Source organism: Chitinophaga sedimenti (genome assembly GCF_023156195.1).
GTDB lineage: Bacteria > Bacteroidota > Bacteroidia > Chitinophagales > Chitinophagaceae > Chitinophaga > Chitinophaga sedimenti.
In genome coordinates this window covers 741,309-766,592 of sequence record NZ_JAKUKA010000001.1, presented here as the reverse complement: position 1 = coordinate 766,592, position 25,284 = coordinate 741,309, and the positions used below count along the sequence as shown (strand labels likewise).

Sequence of the window (25,284 nt, the reverse complement as noted above, 5' to 3'; positions counted from 1 at the left end):
GCGGCCATTATTACCAAGACGAGCCATTTATGCTGAAGCTGAATAAAGTCCATCATATTGCCATTATTTGTTCCGATTACGAGCGTTCCAAAGCCTTTTACACCGATGTGCTGGGCTTCCAGATCATTAAGGAAACGTATCGACTGGAGCGGCAATCGTATAAACTGGACCTTTCGCTGGATGGCGTATACCTCATCGAATTATTCACCTTCCCTTCGCCCCCGCCCCGCCCATCGCGGCCAGAGGCGCAGGGCTTACGCCACCTCGCGTTTGAAGTGGACGATGTACAGGGCGAAGTATCCAAGCTCCGCCAGCACAACATTGCCGTGGAGGATGTGCGCGTCGACGAGATCACGAAGAAAAAATTCACCTTCTTTGCAGACCCTGATGGGCTGCCAATTGAGTTGTACGAAAAATAGAAGATACTGTGCTCCGGCACGGTATTTTTTTTGTGCAGCCAACCCCAAATTGCTGTTCAGCCCCGTTGGTCACTCACTTCCATTTATTTTTTTCTATCTTACCCCAATAAATCCACGTTACATGCGCCGTTTGTTCTTTCTCCTGGTTTTTCCGTTCGCTGTACAGGCACAGTCTGTAAAAGATGTGCTTCATCCCGTTTACACGCAGCAACTGGATGGCTATACTGCCAACCGGTTTAACGCCGCGTACGAGCATCGCATCCTCGCACAGGATGCCGACCGGCTCGTGAACGCATTTAAAGACCGCCATGAAGACCGTTGCTGGCAAAGTGAATTCTGGGGTAAATGGTTCACTTCCGCCGTCCTGGCGTACCGCTATCATCCCGAACCGGCGCTGAAAGCTAAATTGTCAAAAGCGGTGGCCGGACTTATTGCCACACAATCGGCCGATGGGTATATTGGTAACTATGCCGACGATAAACACCTGCAGCAATGGGACGTTTGGGGACGTAAATATTGCCTGCTCGGCCTTCTTGCCTGGTACGACCTCGAAGGCGACCAACAGGCGTTAAAAGCCGCTAAACGCCTCGCCGATCATCTCATCAAAGAACTGGCGGATAAAAATCAATTGATCGTTAAAACCGGTAACCATCGTGGCATGGCGGCCAGCTCTGTGCTGGAGCCGGTGGTGTTGCTGTACTACCGTACACACGATAAAAAGTACCTCGACTTCGCCCAAACCATCGTACAGCAATGGGAAACACCCGATGGTCCGCAATTAATCGGCAAGAGTAAAACCGATGTATCGGAACGCTGGCCATTACCCGGCCCCGGTAAATGGTATGGCTGGGACCAGGGACAAAAAGCATACGAAATGATGTCCTGTTACGAGGGCCTGCTGGAACTGTACCGGGTTACTGGGAACGAAACCTATAAACAGGCGGTGATCAATACCTGGGAAAATATCCTGCAAACAGAAATAAATGCGGCCGGCTCCGGCTCGGCCATGGAATGCTGGGTAAAAGGCAACAGGCTTCAGTCGCTGCCGCTTAAACACTACCAGGAAACCTGTGTGACCGCTACCTGGATCAAACTAAGCCAGCAACTGCTACGCCTCACCGGTGAAGCCAGGTACGCAGACGCAGTTGAAAAAAGCTTTTATAATGCCTTACTCGGCGCCATGTCTGCCGATGGCAGCGACTGGGCAAAATATACACCACTGAACGGCGTACGTATGCCGGGCAGCGAGCAGTGTAAAATGGGTTTGAACTGCTGTGTGGCCAGCGGGCCAAGAGGTTTGTTCACACTGCCGTCTACAGCAGTGATGAGCAGCGACAGCGGCTGCCAGGTAAACTTCTACCTGCCCGGCGCGTATGAAATACCATTGCCGAAGAAGAACAGCGCACGCATAGCCATGCAGACCACTTACCCCGTAGATAGTGTAATCGTGATCACTGTAGCACCGCGCAATGCGGCCACTTTCGCAGTAAACCTGCGTATCCCGGAATGGAGTGAACAAACGCGCCTCACGATTAATGGCGAGCCCGTAACCGCCCTTAAAACAGGCAGCTATGTGCGCCTGCTACGCCGGTGGCAGCCTGGTGATAACATAACACTCACACTCGATATGCGCGGGCGCATACTTCGCAACAATGATTACATTGCGCTGAGCCGTGGGCCTATCCTGCTTTCGCGCGATATACGGCTCGGCGGGCCGGATCAGGGGATGCCGGTGCTGCCCGTCAGGCCTGGTTACATCTCCCTGCAACCAAAAACTGCCACCACATCCAATATCTGGATGCAATGGCAGGCAAATTTTGTGATGGAATCTTATAAGGAAGGTGGTTCAGGGGCGACTACGCTCACGTTCTGCGACTATGCATCGGCCGGAAACACGCAGGACGAAACATCCTTGTTCCGCGTATGGATGCCGGTGGTCGTTGACCCCACCATTGCATCGCGTCCCTAGTGCATCCTGCAAACCGCGTCCATAATGGCAATGAGCCCCGTCCAGCCCGTCTGGTGGCTGGCGCCGTGGCCTTTACCATTATCGCCGTTGAAGTACTCGTAGTACAAAATGTAATCGCGGAAATGCGGATCGTTGTTATACAGCGGATCGCCTCCAAATACCGGGCGCGCGCCGTTCGCATCCTTCAGAAAAATGCTTTTCAACCGTTTGCTTAGCGCATTGGCAATATCGGCGAGGGAACAATACTGGCCGGAGCCGGTAGGATACTCTACCCGGAATTCCGACGTATAATAATCATGCATGCTGTACAAAGCGTCGACCAGCAGGAAGTTCAGCGGGAACCAGATAGGCCCGCGCCAGTTGCTGTTGCCACCGAACATATTGGTTTCGCTTTCGCCGGGAGCATAGCGTACGGAGTAATCTTCGCCGTTAAGCCAATACCCGTAAGGCTGATCGCGGTATACTTTCGACAGCGACCTTACACCATAGTCGGATAAAAACTCGTTGGGGTCGAGCATACGACGCAACAGCAATTTCAGGCGATGGCCACGCAACAGTGACATCAGGTGCTGCTCATCTCCTTTTTCATCGCGCCAGCGGCTTACGAGTGCCGCCAGGTCGGGGCGGCGAACCGCAAAACGGTCAAGTTCCTCTTTCACGTCCGGGAGCTTTTCCCAGGTGGGTGTATCGAACAGGATGGTGGCATACATCGGAATAAGCCCCACGATGGATCGCAGGCGGAGCCTGTCCCAGCTCCCATCCGGACGACGCAGCACGTCGTAATAAAAGCCGTCCTGGTCATCCCACAAACCTTCTGAATCATCTCCCATGTGGGTAATGGAACCCGCTATCTGTAAAAAGTGTTCAAAGAATTTTATGATCATCGATTTGTACACAGGGTTGTACAAGCTCAGTTCTATGGCTATTTGTGTGAGATTTAAAGCGTACATGGCCATCCAGCTGGTGCCATCGGCCTGCTCCAGGTGGCCGCCGCCGGGTACCGGGGCGCTGCGGTTAAAAATGCCGATGTTATCCAGCCCGAGGAACCCTCCTTCGAAAATGTTGTTCCCATTACTGTCTTTACGGTTCACCCACCAGGTGAAGTTCATCAGCAGCTTTTGAAAAACCTTTTCCAGGAATACGTGATCGGGTTTGCCTTTCAGCTTCCAGTCGGTTTTAAACACCTTGTAAGCCGCCATGGCATGCACCGGCGGATTTACATCACTAAAGTCCCATTCGTAGGCAGGCAATTGCCCGTTCGGGTGCATGTACCGGACCTTCAGCAGCAACTCCAGCTGATGTTTCGCGAAATCAGGGTCAATGGGCGCAAATGCCAACGCATGAAATGCGTGGTCCCAGGCCGCAAACCAGGGGTATTCCCATTTATCGGGCATGGAGATAATATCTTCTGCCACAAAATGCCGCCATTCACGGTTTCGGGCATGGCGCATGGTCACTTCACCGCCCGTGCGGTCAGGATCTTCGTGCAGCCACTGGTTTACATTATAGGCGTAAAATTGTTTGTTCCACAACATGCCCGCCCAGGCCTGCCGGTGTACGAGTTGCTCGTCCACGCTGCTGCCCGGCGGTTGTTTCTCCGCATAAAACTCATCTGCTTCCGCCTTTCGCGCAGCAAACACCTGCTCAAAATCCGCAAAGGGATTGGCAATAGCCGCACTGCTTAAACGCAAACGAACCTGTACACTGCCGCCTGCCGGTACGCGCAACTGGTACCATAACCCTGCTTTTGTACCTTCCAGCATCGCATTTACAGCGCCCTCGCGGCCCTGTACAATTTTCTCGTGGAACGCATCTTTTACATATGGGGAAGTATTCGTCTGGCGACCGCCTAAACGCCGGTGATTGGTTTCATTATTGGTAAACAGTAACTGTGGTTGCCCATCAACATAACAAAAATAATTGCCTGCAGCCTCGCTGTTTAATACCAGTTTGCCTTCGCCTGCATAGGTAATCAACGGCTTCGGCGCGGGAGATGGTCCGCTCCAGGTGTTGCGGAAAAAAGCTGGGGAATGAGATGAATGTCGGCATCCTCACGGCCACGGTTATACGCGGTATACAACATGCAAATATCATCCGGCCCGCCCTTGGCATATTCTACGAACACATCGAAGTAACGGCCATCAGCAAAAATACCGGTGTCTGTCAGTTCAAATTCGGGGTGCTGCTTATTGCGCCGCCCGTTTTCTTCCACCAGCCAATTGTAGGGGAAGGCTTCGTGTGGATACTTATAAAGGTACTGCTGATAAGAATGCGTAGGAACATTGTCGAGATAGTAATAGAGTTCTTTAACGTCTTCACCGTGGTTGCCTTCGCCGTTGGTCAGGCCGAACAGGCGTTCTTTCAGTATGGGGTCTTTGCCGTTCCAGAGGGCGAGGCTGGTGCAGAGCAGCTGTTTTTCATCACTGATGCCTGCAATACCATCTTCCCCCATTTGTAAGCCTTACTCCTGGCCATATCGTGCGATACATAGTCCCATGCGCTGCCGTCGCGGCTGTAATCCTCCCGCACTGTTCCCCATTGCCGTTCAGACAAATAAGGCCCCCATTTCAGCCAATTCTCCTGCTTGTCGTAATGTTGTGCCAGTCTTGCTGCTTCTCTTGTCATACCATCGGTTTTTAGCATCATCTACCGGGAAGCATTGCTGCTCCCCGGTATTTGAAACTACAATTTTTCGATGAGACTTTCACCCTATAAGTGCTCGATAATGCTTTTAGTGGTCTTGAAATCGGTGTGATGAAATGCGTTGATACCAAGCCCCTTTGCCGTTTCAGTCAGCATTATACGATCATCAAAATAATAACACTGATCGGGATTCACCTGTGCAATACCCATAGCCAGTTGAAATATACCGGGATCGGGTTTGCGCATACCCACATCACAGCTGGAAATGAACGCATCGAAACACTGATGCAGTCTGAATTTTTGATGCGATAATCATTCAACTCCTTCCCTTCATTATTGATGGAAATAATGCGGAACCCGCAGCCCGACTGTTTCCATTCCAGCAGCCATGGCAACATATCCGGCAACATTTCCGACTGCGAAAACATGAAGGATTTAAAATCCTCCTTCGTGAAATCGCGTGGGTGATTAAATACCGTAAAATCCGGTATTGGTCCAGGGAGATACGCCCAATTTCATACACATTGAAGATGAAATCGTGCAGGGTATTCATTTCGGCATAGCTGATATTGAATTGCTGCGCGGCCTTTTCGCGTGATTTATGTCCCCAGCCATTGGTGAGCAGCACGCCGCCCACGTCCAGGGAACAACACTTTTACATTGGTGGCGTCCATTTTATCTTATTAATGCTTTTGCTCTTTTTACAACGTCATCCACCGTTAAACCGAAGTGTTTGAACAACTCCGCAGCGGGGGCAGATTCACCAAAAGTATCCACACCCATGGCATCTCCGTCTTCGGTTACATACTTCAGCCAGCCGAGCGTAGAACCTGCTTCCACCGATAGTCTGCGACGAATATTTGTCGGCAGTACTTTTTCCCTGTAAGCCGCATCCTGCCTGTTGAACAACTCCCAGGAGGGCATGCTCACCACGCGTGCCGCGATGCCATCGGCTTTCAATTTTTCCTGCGCTTCCAGCACCAGCTGCACTTCCGAACCGGTCGCCATTAAAATCAGGTCCGGCTCCTGGTGAGCTTCTGAAAGAATGTAGGCGCCTTTGGCCAGTTCAGCAGCACTGGTATATTTCTTTTGATCCAGTACGGGTAAGTTCTGCCGCGTAAGGATAATCGCCACCGGGCCGGTAGTATGTTCGATCGCCACTTTCCAGGTCTGCGCGGTTTCGTTGGCATCAGCCGGACGAATCACAATGAGGTTCGGAATGGAGCGCAGCGATATTAACTGTTCGATAGGCTGGTGGGTGGTACCGTCTTCACCCAAACCAATGGAATCGTGCGTAAACACGAAGATGGGCCGTATTTTCATGATAGCGGCCAGGCGGATTGGCGGGCGCATGTACTCAGAAAATATCAGGAACGTGGCGCCATATGGGATCAAGCCCGGTGTTAAGGCCATGCCGTTCAGAATAGCCCCCATCGAATGTTCGCGGATACCGAAATGGAAATTGCGGCCGTTGCGGTCACCGGCGGCGAACGAAGTGTATTTGTCGAGGTTCGTGTCCGTGGAAGGCGCAAGGTCTGCGGAACCGCCGAGTAAACCCGGCAGCGCGTCCGCAATCGCATTCAACACTTTCCCGGAAGCCTTGCGTGTAGCAATACCGCCTTTTACCGGCTCAAACTCCGGCAGGTCCAGTTGCCATTCGGCAGGCTGCTCGTTCCGGCTTTCTTCCTCGTATCTGTCAGCCAGCTCCGGGTATTTCTTCTTGTATTCAGCGAACAATTTGTTCCATTCCTTTTCCAATCCCTCGCCTTTATCACCCGATTCGCGGTAATAATTAAACACATCTTCCGGCACTGCAAAAGATTCTTCCGGATTAAAACCAAAGCGCTGCTTAACCAGCTTCGTTTCATCCGGCCCCAGCGGCGAACCGTGCACGCCGCCGGTATCCACTTTGTTCGGACTACCATATCCAATATGCGTACGCACTTTAATCAACGATGGGCGGTCCTTTTCGGCGCGGGCCTTCTCCACTGCTTCTGAAAGCGCTTCCGGTCGTTGCCGTCGTTCACTACCTGCACGTGCCAGTGATAAGCTTCGAACCGGTTAGCCACGTCTTCGCTGAACGTTACAGCGGTATCACCCTCTATAGAAATATGGTTATCATCATAAAAGTAGATCAGGTTGCCCAGCTGCAGGTGCCCCGCGATGGACGCGGCTTCAGAAGTAACACCTTCCATCATGTCGCCGTCACTGCAAATTGCATAGATGTGGTAATCGAACAGCTCGAACCCGGGCTTGTTGTAACGCGCAGCCAGGTGCTTTTGCGCAATGGCCATGCCTACGCCATTTACAAAACCCTGTCCCAGCGGGCCGGTCGTTACTTCAATGCCATCGAGCAGCCCGTACTCCGGGTGGCCCGCAGTTTTGCTGCCCATCTGGCGGAACTGTTTCAGATCTTCTATGCTGATGTTATAACCGGTGAGGTACAGGTAGGCGTACTGCAACATGGAACCATGTCCTGCCGATAACACAAACCTGTCGCGGTTAGCCCAGTGTGGGTTTCGGGGATTGTAACGCATGTGATGCGCCCATAACGTATGTGCCATAGGAGCTGCACCCATGGGCATGCCCGGGTGACCGGATTTCGCTTTCTCCACGCCGTCGATGGCCAGTAATCGGGCTGTATTGATCGCCCGTTCCGCGATGTTAACTGAATAAGATCCCATAATATGTGCTGATATTTTTTATAATTCCTGTAACACTACTTCTTCTTCCGCCGTCATCCAGAGTTTGGCGCCGCCGCGCATGCCGTCTTTCGCCGAGACCACGCTGATGTTTTTATCCAGTGCGAAATTGATTTCTTCGGCATTGCCGCCGCTGATATACAGATGATCGTAATTAAAAACGGTCTGCAATACGGAGATAACCTTTTTCAGGCGTTTGTTCCACTTTTCGGCGCCCTCTCTGGCGAGGGCTTTGGCGCCGATATACCTATCGTACGTGTGTTTAGAAGTAAAAGGATGTTGTCCTAACTCCAGGTGCGGCTGTAAAGCGCCATTATAGAACAAAGCTGTACCAAATCCTGTTCCAAGCGTCACCACCATTTCGCGGCCTTTACCATGGATGAGTCCAAGCCCTAGCAGGTCAGCGTCGTTCAGTACCTGTACTGGCTTTCCGAACAAGGTTTCCAGGCGTTCGCGGAAAGGCGTGCCGTACCACTTATCGGTTCCCAGGTTGGGGGCGGTCATGACTACCCCCTTATCCACATACCCGGGAAAACCGACGGAAACCTTACCGAAAGTCGGAAAATCTTTCACCAGTTCGCGGATCATTTCGATCACTTTGCCCGGCTCCGGTTTTTTAGGTGTTTTTACAGCCTGGTAGTGTTGCCGGACGGTACCACGCGGGTCGATTATTGACGCTTTGATGTGCGAGCCGCCAATATCGATGGCGAGGATATTGCCCTGATTCATATATGTAAGTTCTTTAACTGATGATTAAAGCCCGCAACAATAACAGCAGCGCCCGTAAATTGTTGCGGTACTCCCTGTAAAGCTACGGGCGGCCACTGCGGTGAACAACTAACAAATAATGGGTGTGTTGTACATTTTATCGAGCGTTCGCCGGCAAAAAAGAGGGCAAGGAACCGGATTGGACCGCTTTCCCTGCCCGGAATATTAAGTTGTGGCTGATTTACCAGCCACCGCCGCCGCCACCGCCACCACCGCCGCCGGAGGAACCACCACCGGACGAACCGCTGCTCCAGCTGGAACTGCCGGACGAACTGCGGCCCGACCAGCCAGACGAGCCGGACGACGACCGTACCGGCGCCGATGATTTCTGTACGGTAGTAGCAAAACGGTCGCTGAAGGTATCGCCGATGCGGCCATACGCAAAGCTGCGGCCACCGTACCAGTCCGGCATGTAGTCGATAGACTCCAGCAGGTCTTTAAACTTGCGCCCCCATTCATTTTCCACCTCCAATGCGATGGCATAGGGCAACATCCGTTCGAACAGTTCAGGGGTATGTTCGGGTGGTGTTAAGATGTTCAGGCGGTGTTCCTCCGCTACAGAGAGATATTCCTTAAAGCCCTCTATTTCCGCTTTCAATTCCGCGCCAATCTCTGTGGGTGCGGGAATCAACCAGAGATAAAAGCCGAACATAGTTACTACCGTTATCACGAAAAGAATGGCGATAAAGGGCAACTCCGTCGCCATCATCAAAAACATAAAGCCAGGTACCGCGGTAAATACGCCACCGAAGGCGATCATAAAAAATGCCGCACAGCCGCTTTCCCTGAAAGAACGAATACCAGAAATAAAGACGGTAACACCGATAGCCAGGAAAGGTGTGATAAAAGCCAGCAGCAGCAATGATTTCCAGTTTATTGCCAGCAGGTATAGCGCCAGTACTGCCATGGTGACCAGCGCACCGGTCCACATCTGTCTGGTATTCCGGAGAAAATATTTTTTAGGTCGTGTTTCCCTTTTACGCTGGTCTCTAATGCATCTTTCGCGTCACGAACGTAACTGGCGTGTGTATCATCGAGCAACAGTGTATCACGCGTTTTCATCAACTTATCATATAACTCGCGTTCGTCGGCACTTAATGACTTTACCCCATTATCGCCGCGGGTGAGCACGAATCCGGTTGGTTCATTAGTGATCCGGATCGACTTTTTCACCGCCATGTTCACGAGGGCGGCCGCGAAGGATTTATGGTCCAGCTTTTTGTGAAGATATAACGTAACGCTGCCGGCGAATAGTTACGTGGCGGATCAAAGCGTGCCACTACCACCTTCCTGTCCGGGTCCTTACCGTGTTTACGCCACTTCCGGTATAATACGGGCACCAGTACCAGCATGCCAATGACTGCCAGCAAATACGCCTTCGCAATATCGAACCACTCCAGTAACCGCTCCCATGGACCGGGTGGCTGCGGGCGCTGGATGATGCCGGCGGTAAAGCCTATGGCGATGGTAAATCCTGCGCCGGGTGATAACAACGTCGAGGTGGTAAAGGTGGGCGTACCATTTGCATCGTACTCAATCGTACAATCTGTATCTGTAGCGCCTTTTACACCGGTATAACAGGCCGATTGCTTTACCTTCGCACCCCCGGGTAAATGTACCGTGGCCGAGGACTTCACAATCGGGAGCCGCCAGTCGTTACCCGTTACGTTCCAGTACAATTCATCAAACCCATCGAAAAAGCCGATATGGCCACGCGATTCATAAACGATTTTGTATTCATATACACCATTACCCAGTATCACGTCCGGATCTCCGATGCGGATGTTTAGGTTAGTACCCTCCTCCTGTTCGCTGTAGGAGGCGGTAACACTGTCTTTCAGCACTTCTACCACATGTATCTTAACGCGCTTTTTGCGGCCATACTTGTCGGTGCGGTACTGCGGTATTTCGCGGATGATGCCCCGTTTGATCTGGTCGCCGGCGGCATATACCCGGATCGTTTCGGCCACACGGACCACCCCGTCGCGGGCAATATCAATATCCGAATGAAAAAGAATAATACCCTCGCTGTAGTAGGGATGCAAACCATCATCCTGTGCTGAAAGGCGGCCCATCACGCAAAACAGCGCGAAGAACAGTAAGCATAAATGTTTCATCATGAAAAAGTAACCTTAGGCGTTTCGCGGTGAGTATTATCTTCCGTTTCAAAAAATGGACTGGTTTTAAAACCAAACATACCGGCGATGACGTTAGACGGGAAACTTTCCACCAGGTTGTTGTTTTCGCGCACGGTGCCATTGTAGTACCGGCGGGCCGACTCGAGGCTATTTTCGATGTTGGCCAACTCTGTCTGCAATTGTAAAAAGGTGGAATTCGCTTTCAGGTCAGGATAATTTTCGGCTACGGCGAATAATGATCCCAGTGCGCGGGTAAGGCCGGTGGCGGCTTCCGCCTTTTGTTCGGGCGTAGTGGCGTTCACGGAAGCGGTGCGATAGCTGGTCACTTTCGCCAGTGTATCCTGTTCATGGCGGGCATACCCCTTCACCGTTTCAACGAGATTAGGTACCAGGTCGTACCGCTTTTTCAGACTTACATCAATACCGCTCCACGATTCCTTTACGCGGTTGCGGTTAGCCACCAGCCTGTTATAGAGCGATATCGCCCATGTAAACAGCACCACGATGACCGGATAACAACAAGTAGGGTGTAATTCATGCTTTTCCGGTTAAATGATAAGTAAGTTACCGCAAAAAAATGTCATTCGTCCTCATTCATGATCTTTTACTATTTTTAACGCATGCCGGAAACCGTTACCATACATAACCCATCGCTTAAAAGCCGCCTCGGTTACGTGGCTTCCACCCTGTTCATGTTATGTATCATATTTGTACTGTTCTACGGCATATCGATCCTGAAAGGCCGGTTTGTACTTAATTTCGATACAGATAAACAGATTGTGACCATTATCTGCCTGCTGGTACTGGTGTATTCGTTCTTCAAGAAACACATTGCATCCATCCGGTTTGATTTTAGCGCCCAAACCGTTACGCTGAAGGTGCTTCGCGTGCTTACAGGCGGTAAAACCTTTATCATTCCTTTTGACGATTTTTTCTATTATGAAGAGCAGCGGCGTGTACTCTCTTTCCGCGACCGTTTGTATTTCTATCGTGGTAAAAGGAGCTGGCCGGCGTCTGGAAAAGAAATTTCACCCGCGCTCAGCTACAGGAGCTGAAAGCCACTTTGCAGGAAGTAGAAAAGCTCTACCCGGAAGAAGCCTGACCATCGAGTCTAACCGTTACCGTTATTTGCGTTCCGTGCTCCACTTTTATACAGAATTCTCCGTCCATATCAGCGCTTAGCCCTTTCATCAGGCTCATGCCGAGTGAATTGCCGTCCGCACGCGCCTGCGCATCGGGCATCCCGATCCCGTTGTCGGCAATCATAAGCAGTACCTCATCCAACGCAGGCTGCGTCAGCCGAACGGTAATGGTTCCCCGGCGACCGTCCGGAAAGGCGTATTTAAAGGCATTGGTGATGGCTTCGTTCAGGATAAGTCCAATCGGCAATGCTTTACTGATGTCAAGCACAATGGGATCAATCGCCAATACCATGTTGACATCGTGTCTCTGCTCCGAGTAATCGCTGAGCTGCTCGGCCAGTTCCTTAATATAATGCGGCATATGCACCATCGCCGGATTGTCAGACTGGTACAGTTTTTTATGGATCAGCGAAATGGCGTTCACCCGGTTTTGGCTGTTCCGGATGGCAGAAATCGCCGTATCATCTTCCGGTAATGCGATTGAATGTTTAACAGGCTCATGACCACCTGCAGGTTGTTTTTCACCCGGTGATGTACTTCTTTCAACAACCATTCCTTTTCGTGCACCAGTTTCTGCAGGGAATCATTTTTACTGGTAATGAGAGCCTGCTGTTGTTCCAGCTGACGGTTGTTGCGCTGTTTCAGGAGATAACGGCTATAAGTCACCAGCAGCAGCATTGCCAGCAACACTCCGCCGGCGATCATCCAGTTGCGGCGACTATCGGCCTGGGCCAGCAGATCTTTGCTCAGCGCCGTTTCAATATTCAGGAGGCGGTTGGTTTCCTTTGCATGCCGCAACGAATCGGCGCGTTGCCGGCTCTCGTTACCAACAATATATAACCGCTGCTCCTGCAATATTTTCGCCTGCTGTGCACTGTCCTGCGTTTTGCGCAGCAGCTCGTCGCTGAGTGTACGAGCCCTGTCCAGGAACGCGATTTGCTGCGCATTCTGCGCCAGCTGATGTTCCTTTTGTGCCGTCTGGTAGCGAACGTTCAGCACTTCCAGCTCATTCATCTTTTGCACGTTGGCAATGCTGTCGTTTAAAATTTTATGCCGCGTGTAGTGCCTGATGGCCGACAAATACTGCATCCTTGCACTATCGATCTTAAACCGGAGGAACTCCGCGTACAGCTGTGTATTAATCGGCACCACACCTTTCGGCACGGACTCTACCTTCGTAACGTACTTCTCCGCATTATCCCATTGTCCGTTAAAAAAGAGGACTTTGCCATGTTGATCCATACATCCGCAAACGTCCCATGGAAGCGGATATCCAAGCCTTTCATCAGCCGTTCGGCTTCGGATAAGTAGCTTAAACTGGCAGGATAGTTTTGCAGAAGTTGATAGTTCAACCCTATCTCCCGGTTAAGTTCCACTTCGCGTATCAGCTCGTTAATGGGTACATTTTTTTCTATCGAGCAGGTAGTCAATAGCCTCCTGTGGATCGGTGCGGCGCATAATCTGCGCCAGCATGATAATATAAAACCAGTCTGTCGCCTTTTCCGGCGGGGAGGCTACCCGCACGCTGCGCAATGTGGCCTCGTACTCATTAGTCTTACCGAAATGCAGGAACACTTCCGACAGGCGAATGCTGTACAGGCGAATGTTCTCCGGTGTATTATCATACCGCCGTACGTGGTCCAGCGTAGCTTCGGCATAGTGCAACGCCCGGGCGCCGTCGCCCTTTACAGCGTATATTTTAGTCAGCAATTCATACACAAACCGCCGGTTTTTCACGTCTACCCGGAACAATACTTCTTCTGCCTCCAGTAGTACGGCCTGCGATTTTTCGATGTTGCCACGGACATAATAGCCGTAACCGGCTTTCAAATAGGCATGAGCCATATAGGACATATGCCCGGTAATCTTACTTAATGCGAGCACTTTCTCCGCCGCCTCGATCGTAGAAGGATAACTCGTATCAGCATCATCTACCAATGTTGACAACTGATACCATGCCTCCAGCTCGGCCTCGGGATCGTTGCGCCGGCTATGGTAGTTGATCATGGTCAGAAAGGCCCGTTTGCATTCGCGCTGTTTGCCCATCCTGTAGTACGCCCATCCTATGTAATATTCCGCCTCATTTGCGACAGTTGCATCTTTCGCCTCCAGGGCAGCCTGTTTCGTCAACTGCGACCAGCGAAGCAACGAATCCGGGCTATTTTTAGCGTCGCCCGACGCCACCAGGAACACCATGTTACGCATGTACCATACCCGATCGGGCTGTTTAATGTAATTGCTGAATCGCACCAGGTCCACTACATTCCTTCCCTCATATGCCACCTGGGCAAGCGTCGCGCCTGCGATGCGTTCACCTTGGGCAAAGCCGATTTTTTTGCTGTACGTCATGGCCAGCGTTCCCAGGTACCGTGCGCTATCGATATCTACCTTTTTCTTCACCGGGCTTCGTTACACAGGACCAGGCAACATTAAGTATATCGAGGATAGTGGCAGTATCGCGCAGCGTGTACACATGGTCCGCCGGAAAGCCGCGCATCAGCCTGGCACGGGCATCCTGGGCACAGACGTGTATCATGCCGCAACACAAAAGGAGGAGTAACGTACAATGTCTCATTGCAACTATCTGTTTATGCCTGAATTATTTCTGAAGATTTAGCGTGATGCCGCACTTCTGTTTCGGCGGGGAACATCACAGTAATCGATAACCCGTCCTGGTTCTGGAGGACCAGTGTGCCATCCATGTCTTTAGCCAGGCCCTTCATCAGGTTCATGCCCAGCGAGTCCTGCATAGCGCTGGACGCCTGATCCATACCAATGCCATTGTCGGCCACCAGCAATGTAAGCCAGCCTTCTTCCGGCCCGTTCTTTAGCACCACTTGTATTTTCCCGGAATTACCCACGGTAAACGCGTATTTGAAGGCATTCGTGATGGCTTCGTTCAATATCAACCCAACGGGCAGGGCCTGTCCCACATCCAGCGAAATCGGGTCGATAGACAGCCCGAACGTAATGCCCCGGCGATCGTCGGCGTATTCGCGCAGATGGTCTACCAGCTCCTTGATGTACAGCTGCATGTCGACCAGCGCGGGGTTGTCCGACAGGTACAATTTTTTGTGGATAAGAGAAATTGCGTTCACGCGGCGCTGGCTATCACGGATCGCGGAAATGGCATTGTCATCCTGCAGGTAAAACGACTGTATGTTCAACAGGCTCATTACCACCTGCAGGTTGTTTTTCACCCGGTGATGCACTTCTTTTAACAGCCATTCCTTCTCACTCAGCAGCTTTTCAAGGGTCTCATTTTTATTTTTGATGAGCTCCTGCTGTTTCTTCAATTGCCCGTTGCTGCGCTGTTTCTGGTAGTAGATCACCCAAAAAAGTAACACAGCCAGCACACTGCCGATAATGATAATATTTCGGGTGGTGCGGGTTTGATCAAGCAGTACCTGCTGCAGTTCCGATTTCTTATCCAGCAGTGCAATGCGTTCCTCTTTGTTCCGCAGGGAATCGCCGCGTTGCCGGGCCTGCTGCTGCGCCTGCGCAATATCGCGGTCTTTCAGCATTTCCCGTTGCCGTGTACTGAGTTCTTTTGTTCAAACAAAGCTTCCCGAAGTATCCCCTGCTCAGTTAGCCAGGCTATGTCGTGTGCGCGTTGCTGCAGTTCCCGGTCTTTGCGCGCCGTTTCGTATTTAAGTTGCAGCTCTTCAATCTGTCCCCATTTTTCTATATTGAACACCGAATCGCTGATCATTTTAGTCAATGCATAATTCCGTAAAGCCGACTGGTAACGTCCCTGGATGGAATCAATGCGATAATACAGGCCATACATTTCTATCTGCTTCCGCAGCGGCACCGGGCCCGCCTGCTGCATCCACCGTACTTTATCCGGTATTCGAGTGCGTTCGTATATTTTCCCTGATCGTACAGCTGCGTGGCCAAACGGAGGTTCAACTCGAGCGGTGCTGTACGCCGGTAGAGGTCATTCGGGATCATCTCCTTTTCAGCGACCAGGTAGTACTCCATGGCCTTTTGAGACTGTCCCAGCTGCCGGTAAAAGTCGCCTATGTACATATGTCCTACCGCTATATCCGCGGAATCATTAAATATTTTTTTGTTGGTGAGACGGGCAGACAAGTAGTTGATCGCCTCTGCGGGCCCCTGTTTCAGATTGATCTGCCGGGCAAACAACACCACATAATAGTTATCGGTTTCCGTGGCCGGATTACGCCCCTCCAGCATTTTGAAAAGGGTACTGTGATAGCGTTCAGTTTGCCCGAAGGTGAGGTACACTTCCGCCACCCGTACATAATAGAACGCATTATCGCTACTCCATTTGCCATTGAGCCGCATATTTTCCAGTGTGGCCTGGGCATAGTAAAGGGCCTTACCTCCATTGGCTTTTTGCACGTAGAGGCGACTAAGGCATTCGTACACAAATGACCGTTCCTGCACACCCAGCGCCTTCAGTTGCTCATCGGCAGTTAACAGCTCGCCCTCCGCCAGATCTATTGCTCCATACGCAAAGTGCACGCGCCCCAGCTCGGCCAGGGATAAGGCGCTTTGCAATTTATCCCCCGAAGGAGGGCCATCATCATTGTTTGCCTGAGAGAAAATTCCTTAGTAGGATATGTTGTATCCGTTTCACTGGTCGAAGCTGCCAGAAACTCCCATGCCTTCGCCTCCGCTATGAGGTCATGATTAGCGCGGTGATAACGGATCATGTTAAGATAACACTCCTTTACCTCCCGCCATTCGTGGCGTTGATAGTGGCAACGTGACAGGTAATACTCCGCCTCGTTAGCCACGTCGGGCAGATGATTGCGCTGGCCTTCTGACTTCATCATGCGGGCATAGTAAAACGCGCTGTCGGTTTGTTGTTCCCCGATATAGCTCATGATGAGCTCTTTTATCAACTCAATACGTTTGGATGGCCGCAATTCCGGCAGTAGCGCCGCGGCTTTCGAACGGTTGTTAGTCTCCGTGAAGAGTTGCACCTGTATGTCATTCGCTATGCGGATACCATTGGAATCGGCTATCTGCCGGCTTTTTTGAACACCTGGTCCAGCAGCGACTGGGCCGCCTGCAGATCCGCTTTCCTTTCTCCAGGCTTGTACACCAGCGCACTCGCCTGTCGCAGCAGCTTACGGATAGCCACCGTATCCTGCATAGCAGACAACTCCCTGCCTGACCGCGCTTTCTGTGAAAAAGCGGACAGGACAAAGCAGCACTGCAAACAAATAATAATCAAAAACCTCATAGACGATGGCGACGGCCGACGGTAAAGATAGCCATATCTGTGCTCCGGAGAAAGGGGGCACGTAGAGGACAGTTGACTAAATCATCACTAATGATGGCAAAATCATCGCAAATCTATTTAAATGTCCATCGTTCCCTACCTACCTCAGCGCCCATCGGCAATTCGCCATTGTTATGCGCGGGCGGCTCCACGCCCATCAGGTGTTTTACGAAAAAGTCGCGCTTCTTCATGCGGCCATAAGGGCCTCCATCGCTGTGCCCCATCCCCGGCACGGCCAGAAGTCGAATGATTTGCCGGCTTTGATCAGTGCGTCGGCCACGCGATAGGTAGACTCCGGTGGTACATTGGTATCGTATTCGCCGACGATCAGCAGCAGGTTACCCCGGAGTTTGGCGGCGTTGGTCACGTTGGATTGTTCCTCGTAATGTTTCCCCACCGGGTACCCCATCCACTGCTCGTTCCACCATTGTTTGTCTACCCGGTTATCGTGGCAACCGCAGGCGGATACACCGGCTTTATAAAATTCGGGGTGGAACAGTAATGCAGATACGGTGTTTTGTCCGCCTGCGGAAGTGCCGTAAATGCCCACGTGCTCATCATCTACATAAGAATACTTGTCCGCCAGGGCTTTTATCCAGCCGATGCGATCAGGCAGGCCGGCGTCTGCCAGGTTCTGCCAGCAAACATCGTGAAAGGCCTTTGACCTGTTCGCCGTTCCCATACCGTCGATCATGACCACGATGAAGCCCAGTTCGGCGAGGCTCTGCATTTCACTGTAGGGCGTAAACGTTTTAGGGACGAAGGAACTGTGCGGTCCTGCATAAATATTCTCCAGTACGGGGTACTTCTTGTTTGGATCATAATCAGACGGACGACTAACGATGCCATAAATATCCGTTACCCCATCGCGGGCTTTGGCGACGAACACTTCAGGCGGTTGTACGCCGGCCTTCCTGTACACCGAAACATCCGCTTCTTCCAGCAGCAGCAATGCTTTAGCATCGGCCGACCGCCGCAGGCGGGTAACCGGCGGCACGTTCACCTGCGAGTAATTGTCTGTATAATATTCACGGCCGGGCGAAAACACGATATCGTGGTTGCCCGCTTCCGGGGTCAGGGCCAGCAGGCCTTTTCCGTCGAAGCCGATGCGGTAATAATGGATGTTGTAGGGGTCTTCGCCAGCGTGCATACCGCTGGCGTGAAACCATATCTGGCGTTTCTTTGCGTCGATGCTGTCGACGCCGCGCACGACCCAGTTGCCTTTCGTGATGGGCTGCTCGTTACCGGTCAGCAGATCGGTCAGGTACAGGTGTTTCCAACCGTCTTTTTCGGAGGTACGAATCAATACGGTGCTGCCTTCGGGATAATCTGTAAACATCGTGGATTCGTAAATGAACGTCTGCGTTTTTTCATCTACGATGTTCCTGGTTTTGCCGGTGAGGGCGTCGACTTCTATCACCCGGAAACGCTGGTGACCGCGGTCCGTTTTTTCGTAAGTGAAGTATCGGGAGTTGCCGGCACGCCAGTGCGGCTCGGGCGCCTGGAGGAAATCTATGGGATCGGCTTCCGCTTTGATGGCTTTGCGTTGCTCAAGGTTGAACACGAACAGCGTAAAGGTGGTGAAAGGATCACCGGGTTGCTTGTAAGGCTGTGAGCGTAGTTGTCCGCGCGTAGTGTTAGCAACGGAGGTGAGGATGTAATACACCGGCGTATCACGCACCGGCTGGATGTAGTAGCCCGTGAGCGATTTACTGTCCGGGCTCCAGCTCAAACGGCCATAAGGCTTGTCCGGGGTGCCATCCGTCGTAAATTGAATGGAAGTACCGCCGGCTACTGGCGTTACGAATACATTACCGTCTTTGACTGCAGCTTCCCATTGCTTATCGGGTGACAGCAACGCGGCCCTTGCGGCGCGTTCGTGCCCGGTGGAAGGCGCCGGTGCTTCCATGGCAGTTACCTCATTTTGCTGATAACGGTACCATTTGCCGGCGATCCGGAGACGCAGGCCATTCTTTTCGGGGAATAATTCCCGTATGCCGAGGTAGCCAGGCCTTACCGGCACGCCAGCCTTCCGGAGCGCGGCCATTACCGCGGCCGCATCGAAGGCGGGGCGGCGGACGGCTTTCGCGGCATCCACGTAAATATATTCTTCTACACTATCTTTTAAAAAATTACAATACCAGAAGGTTTTGCCATCCGGCAGCCAATGCGCGTCTACAGTATATTTGAATACCGCGTCTTTCGTCAGACTATCGATGCGGGCCGCCCGTTTGTACCTTGCTACCAGTTCGTCATGCGACGGTTGAAAGCGGGTGGGCGCTTGCGCCATCGCCGTGTTGGCGTTCCATAAGCAGGCGCCCAGGTGACCGGCCAGGGCCAATGTGGCCACGATCCATTTTTTTCCCATTTGCTAAAAGTAGGCGGATTTAACGGGCGGCGTTTCGCATCAATTAACTGATCATTGACATTCTTTAGCTTTATCGGGGTATTTATTAGCTGGTTGCAGTTGTTAGTCAACTCTTCATCCGCTTGCTCACCAACTCGCCCCGCACCCAATCCGCTGCTTTATCCGTCAGCTTTTTATCCACCTTTCCATACACACACTGAAAGCCCCAGTTACGGCCGCCCCAGTTGTAATAGGCATCATCTTCCACCACCTTCCATACTACCAGGGGCATCGTGCATACCACGAACAAACAATCCCAGGTCAGGTAAAATTGCTGCGGCTGAAAGGCAAACGTTGCAGAGGGATACGCAGACCTCTTTTTTTTTTTCGCTCACCACGCTTACCTGGTACTCCGGGCGCAGTTTCAATACGGGGACTTCTACTTTAATATCACCGACGCGTCTTTGCAGGGGTTCATCGAACAGGCCGCGCCACATATCCTGCAGCTGGTGCACGTACTGGACGTACCGCAGTTTGCCCGTTTTATCCAGCTCCACCAGCCAGCGGTCACTGTTAGTAGCTTTCAGGCGTACGGTAATGCCGCCGAACGACTTTTCCCAAATGGTATTATTCGATCCGAACACCGGCGTGAACTGCAGCGAAAATAATCGTCCCCCGTGATCCGCAGCGGCTGCAAATCCGTGGCCAGCGACGGCATGAGGCGAAGATCATCCGCCTTTATCCGTACCACACTATTGTCAAGGGCGAAGTAATAGTTCACCCTTACGTCTTCATCCTCTACCATGAATGCAAATTACTAATATTTTTAGCAATTCATTCAATCACTACTCATTTTTTTAGCAGGCAATTTTCCGGCACTTTATATGCTCGTAAAAGCGCATGTTATATGAGCAACAGGCCAAACTGGAAATGGAACACTGGCAGCAACGCATGCGCAAACGCCCGTCCTGGATAGAAAGGGCCACCAAAGGCGTCCAGGACCGCATCAACAAGATGATTCCTGAAAGCGTTCATGAGGTCATTACCACTGCCATCAAACAAATGGTGCGGGGCGTACTGTTTGGCTCGGCCTATACGGCGCCGTCGAACCAGGAATTTGCTTCACTGCACGACCTGGAAGAGGCCGTGCGGAAAAGGGTCAGTATTTACAGGCACACCGCTGCCGCAGAAGGCGGTATCACGGGGGCTGGCGGATTTTTGATGGGACTGGCCGACTTCCCTATCCTGCTCGCTATCAAACTGAAATTACTATTTGATATCGCTACGTTTTACGGGTTTGATGTGAAGGACTATAAAGAGCGGGTGTACATACTGCAGGTGTTCATACTAGCCTTCAGCAGCCAGCAGCACCGGCAAAAGGTGTTCAAAGAAATAGAAAACTGGAAGCAAAAAGCAAAGGACCTGCCCGAAGATATACAGGCATTTGACTGGCTGCACTTTCAACAGGAATACCGCGACCACATCGACCTGGCCAAAATGGCGCAACTAGTACCGGTGATCGGGGCGGCGGTGGGCGTAGTGGTGAACTACCGGCTGATCAACAAACTCGGGGAAACAGCGATCAACGCTTACCGGATGCGGCTTGCAGCGCGGGGCGACCTGTAATTAATACACCACGGTGTGCGTAAACATCGATGAGTCTTTCATGGAAAAAACGAACTTACCGGCAATGCGCATCTCCAATGTTTTGTAATCGTTATCCCGCGTCCATTTCGGTACACGTACAAAATCCATCTCCATCGAATCAAGAAAAAGATAGGTAATACGGAGGTCTGTGTATCCCATATCGGTCATGTCCTGCATTGCTTTATGGTTGTACGATTTCAGGATGTATATTTCCTGCGGAAAGCTTCCATACGACAGCTTATAATCCCTGATCGCGCGGGTAAAGCTGGCAGCCGGAAAGGTGAGCATCTTTTCCTGTTTACGGCCGGTGGGCACATATACCCACGCATCGTTGCGCTCCGAGGGAGTAGGCCGGAACGATTTGCCGTAGAAGCCGCAGCCGCCGAGTAATACTGCCCATAGCACCAGGAGCGTACTTTTCATATACAAATATAATGGCGTGGCTTCGCGCGCACCAACGCCAAACGCCTGAATTGACATTTTTCCCTTTTGGGATGATCCTACAGCTCAATAGAAAATTCAATTAACTTCGCAACATGACCACGGAAAAATTCATCAAACTGACGTACGAGAAACTGCAAGCCGCCATCCGCGACTTTTCGGAAGAAGATACGGACGATATTTACGTCATTTCCTTTTACAAGAGTAATGTAGATGACGACCTGCGCCTTCCCCTGCTCACCGTTGGTTACAACACCGTTACCAACTGGAAACTGAGTGCCCCGGGAGATGCGCCTTCCTACCAGGAAGAAGCTAAATGGAACTATGCCTTCTGGTTACAAAATGAAGAACTGAATATTGGGGGACGAAGATGCGGCTTTCGACGCCTGGGTAAAAACCCTCCCCTTCTACTACTCAGATGACGACGAGGAAGAAGATTATGACGGCGCCTTTGAAAAGGGCGTGAAAATACAGGAGGCCTTCCTGCATATCATGACCAGCCTGTCGCTGCGACTGCACGAAGACGGAACGATCCGCCGCAAATTCGGCCGCGATGTTCCCGTAATCATCCATGAACTGGAATACTACGATGAACCTGTCGCCTGGACCCGCAAGGGCAATCCTCCCGGTTTAACAGCGGAATTCGAGGAATGGGTATGGGAACAGTAACCGATACATTTTTAGCTTAAAATCCGGGAAATCCCGGATTTTTTTATTAATATGTGGGTATTAAACCTACAACATGAGAGCTGGCCTTTTGGTACTGCTGTTGCTTCAGGGCTTCCTGGTGCACGCGCAGCCTGGTCCCGATACGGTGAGCCCGGCCGGCACTGGACCAAACTAAATCGGATACCTTCCGCTTACCTCCGCCTATCCGCTATTCCCCCAACAACTGTTCGCGCCCGCAGCGCTGATTACGGCAGGCATCCTGTTTAACGGGAATGGTGAGGAAAGCATCAAAATGGAAATAAAAGAAATGCGCAACAACAATATGCGCGACTTCCGTACAAAGTTCGATAACTACCTGCAGTACTCACCGGTGGTGATTGCCTACGGACTGGACGCCCTCGGGGTTAAATCGCGCAACCCGGTTGTGGAACGGAGCATCATCCTGGCCAAAGGCGCAGTGATCAATTACGCCACCGTTAACATATTGAAAAAACTCACCCGGCAACTGCGGCCTGATGAAACGACCTACAATTCCTGGCCTTCGGGGCATACGGCCAATGCCTTTGCAGCGGCTACGTTTTTAAGTGAAGAATATAAACACCGTTTTAAATGGATGCCCTATGCCGCTTATGGCCTGGCTTCCACGGTGGGCGCTTTGCGCATTGCAAATAACCGCCATTACATCAGTGATGTGCTGGCCGGCGCGGGGTTTGGTTATCTTTCCATGAAAGTGGCTTATTGGACCCATCAATACCGCTGGAGTAAAAAACATCGCACCTCTTACCCTACTTTCTAAAAAAATAAAAAATACTTTTATCGCAGCTGAGGACAAAATTTGAGCAACACCAGTCCGAACCTTCACACAAATCCAGCTCCTCATGAAGCGTGTATCATCCGGCATTGTATGCCTGTTACTGTCACTTTACGCCTGCAAAGAAGCCAGGGAAACCCGAAAATCCCGACCACTTCAAAATCACGCTGGGACACGGGCTTAAAATGAACCGGTTCAACATCTCACTAAAAACGACCGATACGTTAATGCAACGCCTCCCCTTTTTCCGCGACAGTTTGCAGGTAATACCACAGTCCAGGGGAGCGAACGAATGGCGCTTTACTTACCTAGACAGCGTTACCGCCAGCTTTTCGCACGTAAAAGCAAATGCGGGCGACGGCCATCATTATATGTTCCTCGTTTATGAAAAAGATAGCACGCTGATGGCAGATGTAATGATCAGCGGGCCATCGCGGTTAGATACCACCCTGGTATTTTTACCGCTGCATTAATTGCGGTTCACGAAATCCTGGAAACGCTGGTCGGTAAAAGTCTGGGAGTAGATGATCACCAGCTCGTTGCCTAGTTTCTTAGGTGCGAAACGGGTTTTATTGGGTAACCGGAAAGCGGTGCGCCGGCTTGCCGTAATAGCGGCCATGGCGAGGTCCATATCCTGTTCGTTTTTAAACTCCAGGCTGATCATGGCCAGGTGCAGGCGGCGGTCTTCGCACTCGAAAAAGCGTACCGACGTAGCGGCGGCGAAATACGCGGTGCGGAAATCGCGGTTCAGAAAGGTGATGCGGCCTTTCGCCTGCTTATCATTATCGTGCACTTTAGTATCGGAACAAATGTTGCCCGGCATGCGTTGCTGCAGCTGCTCAAACAACATGTGCTCATTACTGGTCTGGATAATGCCGCCCGAAAGCAGCAGCCATAATAAATATTTCATCGTTTGCAGATTATTCGGGAACACGGATCTTGATCACAATCTTTTTTACCGGCGCCGGCGCATCTATTTTGATGTTGGGCATGTGCAGATCTGTTGGAAAAAAGATCGCAAAGCAACCCTGCGACAACTGGCTGAAGAAGGCTGGCTTTTCGGCGAACAGCATATAATCTGCTTCTTCATCATATGCTTTTGACGGCGTTTGCTTTACCAGGAAATCATGCCCGATCAATTCCGCGCCGCTCACGATGTATTGCACATCGATGTGCTTTTTATGCGCCTCCATCTGTTCAGTGGCTGCATCTACCGAATCGTATTCATTCACGATGGCGAAAATGTTTTGCCCGTCTATTTCATATTTTCCTTTTGGTAAAGCTGCTACATCTGTTGTAGTAAGATATTCGAAAGCCTTTACGAACTGAGGGCCGAGACCGGCGTAAAGGTGCGCCTGCTGAAGCGTGTCTATGATCATGAGCTTGATGCTGTATTTAGGCCGGAAAGATAGGAAATCGCGTCAGAATTTGGTCATAACGTTTCCTTAATAATTCCTTAACGCTATTACCACCAGCTAGAACTGATCGTGAAAGCGAACGACCAGCAGATGTAAAGAACGCAAAAGGCCGCCTCTCAACAAGGCAGCCTTTTATATTAAAAATTCGATGATTACTGCACTTCAATTTCCAGCACCGCCTCGCCCTGGTAGCTTTCCAGGTCGTTTTCCCCGTCGGGTTGCTTTACTTCATAAAAGCGTACGGAAGAGGCGGCAAAAAGCGCGATATGCTCGCTTTCGAAATTTGTTTCATTAAAGAACACCAGCACCTTAAAAATCTTACCCGGAAATTCTTCCTTCAGTTTATTGGCGATGCGGTTGCCGCATTCCAGCGCACGTTTAAGATATTCCAGCTCCTCATCCTCTTCGGGCGAATCGGTATTGAACTTATTGTTCGTGTATTCGAAATCCATCCTGTCCTGGTCGTCCGTAAAAGTGGGCCAGCAGGTTTGCGTATTGATTGCAGTCAACAGAACGGTGCCATCCTTCTGGGAAAATCCCTGATTAAGCACATCGGCGATGGACCCCGGTAATTCATACGGAGTGGTGCGGAAATCGTAAGAAAGTTCGCGGAGGTAGTCCTCCATGATTTTGTTGCTTCGGATGATCATAAGTCATAAATGTAGGGAAAAAAGATGGTATGGGGGAAGGCTCAGGATAAATTAATGATTATCAGCCCTCCTGTATGCTTTGTTTATCCTGTTTATATACGTTGTATATCCTTCGTATATCCATGTTACACCGAGGGTGTAGCCAGGGTATAACTAAACCGGATGATTGACCGTTCAGGAACAGTTTTTAGCCGTTTGGGAAACAAAACGGGTACCGGCGGGGCTACCCTCGGGAGGTCAATATCATTATTCATTCTTTAAAC

Annotated in this window: 34 protein-coding genes and 1 pseudogene; 8 read left to right on the top strand and 27 right to left on the bottom strand. The window is 51.2% G+C overall.

Features of this window, described 5'->3' with window-relative positions:
- Positions 1-29: 29 nt before the first annotated feature.
- Together gloA2 and MKQ70_RS04515 are read left to right on the top strand one after the other, a co-directional pair.
- Positions 30-419: an SMU1112c/YaeR family gloxylase I-like metalloprotein gene (gene gloA2 / locus MKQ70_RS04520; RefSeq protein ID WP_248068579.1), complete on the top strand. Its 390-nt coding sequence runs from the start codon at positions 30-32 to the stop codon at positions 417-419.
- Positions 420-540: 121 nt separating this feature from the next.
- On the top strand, positions 541-2,388 hold the full coding sequence (locus MKQ70_RS04515; protein WP_248068577.1) for a glycoside hydrolase family 127 protein: 1,848 nt from the start codon (positions 541-543) through the stop codon (positions 2,386-2,388).
- Here the strand turns inward: MKQ70_RS04515 and MKQ70_RS04510 are convergent.
- The 12 genes and pseudogenes from MKQ70_RS04510 to MKQ70_RS04460 all read right to left on the bottom strand — a co-directional run bounded on the left by MKQ70_RS04510 (position 2,385) and on the right by MKQ70_RS04460 (position 11,142).
- Entirely contained in the window at positions 2,385-4,364 is a 1,980-nt protein-coding gene (locus tag MKQ70_RS04510; RefSeq protein WP_248068575.1) for an MGH1-like glycoside hydrolase domain-containing protein, read from the bottom strand. The genes MKQ70_RS04515 and MKQ70_RS04510 overlap by 4 nt on opposite strands.
- The gene (locus tag MKQ70_RS04505; protein WP_248068573.1) at positions 4,361-4,840 is read right to left on the bottom strand and encodes a hypothetical protein; all 480 of its coding nucleotides are present in this window, start codon (positions 4,838-4,840) and stop codon (positions 4,361-4,363) included. Before MKQ70_RS04505 ends, MKQ70_RS04510 begins: the two co-directional genes overlap by 4 nt.
- The gene (locus MKQ70_RS04500) at positions 4,750-5,013 is read right to left on the bottom strand and encodes a hypothetical protein (protein ID WP_248068569.1); all 264 of its coding nucleotides are present in this window, start codon (positions 5,011-5,013) and stop codon (positions 4,750-4,752) included. The genes MKQ70_RS04505 and MKQ70_RS04500 overlap by 91 nt, the downstream gene beginning before the upstream one ends.
- A gap of 84 nt (positions 5,014-5,097) precedes the next feature.
- Complete coding sequence (locus tag MKQ70_RS41970; protein ID WP_372489928.1) at positions 5,098-5,277, bottom strand: HAD family hydrolase; 180 nt, start codon at positions 5,275-5,277, stop codon at positions 5,098-5,100.
- On the bottom strand, positions 5,223-5,459 hold the full coding sequence (locus tag MKQ70_RS04495) for a hypothetical protein (RefSeq protein ID WP_248068566.1): 237 nt from the start codon (positions 5,457-5,459) through the stop codon (positions 5,223-5,225). The genes MKQ70_RS41970 and MKQ70_RS04495 overlap by 55 nt, the downstream gene beginning before the upstream one ends.
- Positions 5,460-5,706: 247 nt before the next feature.
- Positions 5,707-6,039, bottom strand: coding sequence for a transketolase-like TK C-terminal-containing protein (locus tag MKQ70_RS04490; RefSeq protein ID WP_248081047.1), 333 nt, complete (start codon positions 6,037-6,039; stop codon positions 5,707-5,709).
- A 153-nt stretch (positions 6,040-6,192) separates the two neighbouring features.
- Positions 6,193-7,715, bottom strand: a pseudogene (tkt, locus tag MKQ70_RS04485) (transketolase); the annotation flags it as partial.
- An 18-nt stretch (positions 7,716-7,733) separates the two neighbouring features.
- Complete coding sequence (locus MKQ70_RS04480; protein WP_248068563.1) at positions 7,734-8,462, bottom strand: ROK family protein; 729 nt, start codon at positions 8,460-8,462, stop codon at positions 7,734-7,736.
- Between the two features lie 220 nt (positions 8,463-8,682).
- Positions 8,683-9,432, bottom strand: coding sequence for a DUF2207 family protein (locus MKQ70_RS04475; protein ID WP_248068560.1), 750 nt, complete (start codon positions 9,430-9,432; stop codon positions 8,683-8,685).
- A complete protein-coding gene (locus MKQ70_RS04470) occupies positions 9,375-9,674 on the bottom strand; it encodes a hypothetical protein (protein ID WP_248068557.1) in 300 nt (99 codons plus the stop codon). The genes MKQ70_RS04475 and MKQ70_RS04470 overlap by 58 nt, the downstream gene beginning before the upstream one ends.
- Before the next feature lie 8 nt (positions 9,675-9,682).
- Positions 9,683-10,621 (bottom strand): DUF2207 domain-containing protein, encoded by a 939-nt coding sequence (locus MKQ70_RS04465; protein ID WP_248068554.1) that lies wholly within the window; start codon positions 10,619-10,621, stop codon positions 9,683-9,685.
- Positions 10,618-11,142 carry a LemA family protein gene (locus MKQ70_RS04460; protein WP_248068552.1) on the bottom strand — a complete coding sequence of 175 codons (525 nt, stop codon included), beginning with the start codon at positions 11,140-11,142 and terminating at the stop codon, positions 10,618-10,620. The genes MKQ70_RS04465 and MKQ70_RS04460 overlap by 4 nt, the downstream gene beginning before the upstream one ends.
- A 117-nt stretch (positions 11,143-11,259) precedes the next feature.
- On the opposite strand from MKQ70_RS04460, the gene MKQ70_RS04455 reads away from it, so the two are divergent.
- On the top strand, positions 11,260-11,694 hold the full coding sequence (locus tag MKQ70_RS04455; RefSeq protein WP_248068549.1) for a hypothetical protein: 435 nt from the start codon (positions 11,260-11,262) through the stop codon (positions 11,692-11,694).
- A 28-nt stretch (positions 11,695-11,722) separates the two neighbouring features.
- On the opposite strand, the gene MKQ70_RS04450 is transcribed toward MKQ70_RS04455, so the two are convergent.
- From MKQ70_RS04450 to MKQ70_RS04405, 11 genes are all read right to left on the bottom strand, one after another.
- The gene (locus tag MKQ70_RS04450) at positions 11,723-12,205 is read right to left on the bottom strand and encodes a sensor histidine kinase (RefSeq protein ID WP_308198930.1); all 483 of its coding nucleotides are present in this window, start codon (positions 12,203-12,205) and stop codon (positions 11,723-11,725) included.
- Positions 12,202-13,023, bottom strand: coding sequence for a histidine kinase dimerization/phosphoacceptor domain -containing protein (locus MKQ70_RS37630; RefSeq protein WP_282456211.1), 822 nt, complete (start codon positions 13,021-13,023; stop codon positions 12,202-12,204). Before MKQ70_RS37630 ends, MKQ70_RS04450 begins: the two co-directional genes overlap by 4 nt.
- 150 nt (positions 13,024-13,173) lie before the next feature.
- The gene (locus MKQ70_RS04440) at positions 13,174-14,181 is read right to left on the bottom strand and encodes a tetratricopeptide repeat protein (protein ID WP_248068546.1); all 1,008 of its coding nucleotides are present in this window, start codon (positions 14,179-14,181) and stop codon (positions 13,174-13,176) included.
- Between the two features lie 188 nt (positions 14,182-14,369).
- Positions 14,370-15,305 carry a sensor histidine kinase gene (locus tag MKQ70_RS04435; protein WP_248068544.1) on the bottom strand — a complete coding sequence of 312 codons (936 nt, stop codon included), beginning with the start codon at positions 15,303-15,305 and terminating at the stop codon, positions 14,370-14,372.
- Positions 15,299-15,613 (bottom strand): hypothetical protein, encoded by a 315-nt coding sequence (locus MKQ70_RS04430; protein WP_248068541.1) that lies wholly within the window; start codon positions 15,611-15,613, stop codon positions 15,299-15,301. Before MKQ70_RS04430 ends, MKQ70_RS04435 begins: the two co-directional genes overlap by 7 nt.
- Complete coding sequence (locus MKQ70_RS04425) at positions 15,574-16,308, bottom strand: tetratricopeptide repeat protein (protein ID WP_248068539.1); 735 nt, start codon at positions 16,306-16,308, stop codon at positions 15,574-15,576. The genes MKQ70_RS04430 and MKQ70_RS04425 overlap by 40 nt, the downstream gene beginning before the upstream one ends.
- A complete protein-coding gene (locus MKQ70_RS04420; RefSeq protein WP_248068537.1) occupies positions 16,248-16,736 on the bottom strand; it encodes a hypothetical protein in 489 nt (162 codons plus the stop codon). The genes MKQ70_RS04425 and MKQ70_RS04420 overlap by 61 nt, the downstream gene beginning before the upstream one ends.
- Before the next feature lie 38 nt (positions 16,737-16,774).
- On the bottom strand, positions 16,775-16,909 hold the full coding sequence (locus MKQ70_RS37625; RefSeq protein ID WP_282456210.1) for a hypothetical protein: 135 nt from the start codon (positions 16,907-16,909) through the stop codon (positions 16,775-16,777).
- A gap of 316 nt (positions 16,910-17,225) precedes the next feature.
- Complete coding sequence (locus MKQ70_RS04415; protein WP_248068535.1) at positions 17,226-19,388, bottom strand: DPP IV N-terminal domain-containing protein; 2,163 nt, start codon at positions 19,386-19,388, stop codon at positions 17,226-17,228.
- 124 nt (positions 19,389-19,512) lie between these two features.
- The gene (locus MKQ70_RS04410; protein ID WP_248068533.1) at positions 19,513-19,656 is read right to left on the bottom strand and encodes a hypothetical protein; all 144 of its coding nucleotides are present in this window, start codon (positions 19,654-19,656) and stop codon (positions 19,513-19,515) included.
- Complete coding sequence (locus MKQ70_RS04405; protein WP_248068531.1) at positions 19,643-20,029, bottom strand: hypothetical protein; 387 nt, start codon at positions 20,027-20,029, stop codon at positions 19,643-19,645. The genes MKQ70_RS04410 and MKQ70_RS04405 overlap by 14 nt, the downstream gene beginning before the upstream one ends.
- 256 nt (positions 20,030-20,285) lie before the next feature.
- Between MKQ70_RS04405 and MKQ70_RS04400 the strand changes: the two genes are divergently transcribed.
- Positions 20,286-21,011, top strand: coding sequence for an EcsC family protein (locus tag MKQ70_RS04400; protein ID WP_248068528.1), 726 nt, complete (start codon positions 20,286-20,288; stop codon positions 21,009-21,011).
- On the opposite strand, the gene MKQ70_RS04395 is transcribed toward MKQ70_RS04400, so the two are convergent.
- Positions 21,012-21,455: a hypothetical protein gene (locus MKQ70_RS04395; protein WP_248068525.1), complete on the bottom strand. Its 444-nt coding sequence runs from the start codon at positions 21,453-21,455 to the stop codon at positions 21,012-21,014.
- Between the two features lie 113 nt (positions 21,456-21,568).
- On the opposite strand from MKQ70_RS04395, the gene MKQ70_RS04390 reads away from it, so the two are divergent.
- The 4 genes from MKQ70_RS04390 to MKQ70_RS04375 all read left to right on the top strand — a co-directional run bounded on the left by MKQ70_RS04390 (position 21,569) and on the right by MKQ70_RS04375 (position 23,426).
- Entirely contained in the window at positions 21,569-21,895 is a 327-nt protein-coding gene (locus tag MKQ70_RS04390; protein ID WP_248068523.1) for a hypothetical protein, read from the top strand.
- A complete protein-coding gene (locus tag MKQ70_RS04385) occupies positions 21,831-22,142 on the top strand; it encodes a hypothetical protein (protein ID WP_248068518.1) in 312 nt (103 codons plus the stop codon). Before MKQ70_RS04390 ends, MKQ70_RS04385 begins: the two co-directional genes overlap by 65 nt.
- Before the next feature lie 292 nt (positions 22,143-22,434).
- Positions 22,435-22,938 carry a phosphatase PAP2 family protein gene (locus MKQ70_RS04380; RefSeq protein WP_248068515.1) on the top strand — a complete coding sequence of 168 codons (504 nt, stop codon included), beginning with the start codon at positions 22,435-22,437 and terminating at the stop codon, positions 22,936-22,938.
- Between the two features lie 89 nt (positions 22,939-23,027).
- A complete protein-coding gene (locus MKQ70_RS04375) occupies positions 23,028-23,426 on the top strand; it encodes a hypothetical protein (protein ID WP_248068512.1) in 399 nt (132 codons plus the stop codon).
- On the opposite strand, the gene MKQ70_RS04370 is transcribed toward MKQ70_RS04375, so the two are convergent.
- The 3 genes from MKQ70_RS04370 to MKQ70_RS04360 all read right to left on the bottom strand — a co-directional run bounded on the left by MKQ70_RS04370 (position 23,423) and on the right by MKQ70_RS04360 (position 24,997).
- Positions 23,423-23,863 carry a hypothetical protein gene (locus MKQ70_RS04370; RefSeq protein WP_248068509.1) on the bottom strand — a complete coding sequence of 147 codons (441 nt, stop codon included), beginning with the start codon at positions 23,861-23,863 and terminating at the stop codon, positions 23,423-23,425. The genes MKQ70_RS04375 and MKQ70_RS04370 overlap by 4 nt on opposite strands.
- Positions 23,864-23,873: 10 nt before the next feature.
- The gene (locus MKQ70_RS04365) at positions 23,874-24,332 is read right to left on the bottom strand and encodes a NanQ anomerase/TabA/YiaL family protein (protein ID WP_248068506.1); all 459 of its coding nucleotides are present in this window, start codon (positions 24,330-24,332) and stop codon (positions 23,874-23,876) included.
- 191 nt (positions 24,333-24,523) lie between these two features.
- On the bottom strand, positions 24,524-24,997 hold the full coding sequence (locus tag MKQ70_RS04360) for a hypothetical protein (RefSeq protein ID WP_248068504.1): 474 nt from the start codon (positions 24,995-24,997) through the stop codon (positions 24,524-24,526).
- Positions 24,998-25,284: the final 287 nt, after the last annotated feature.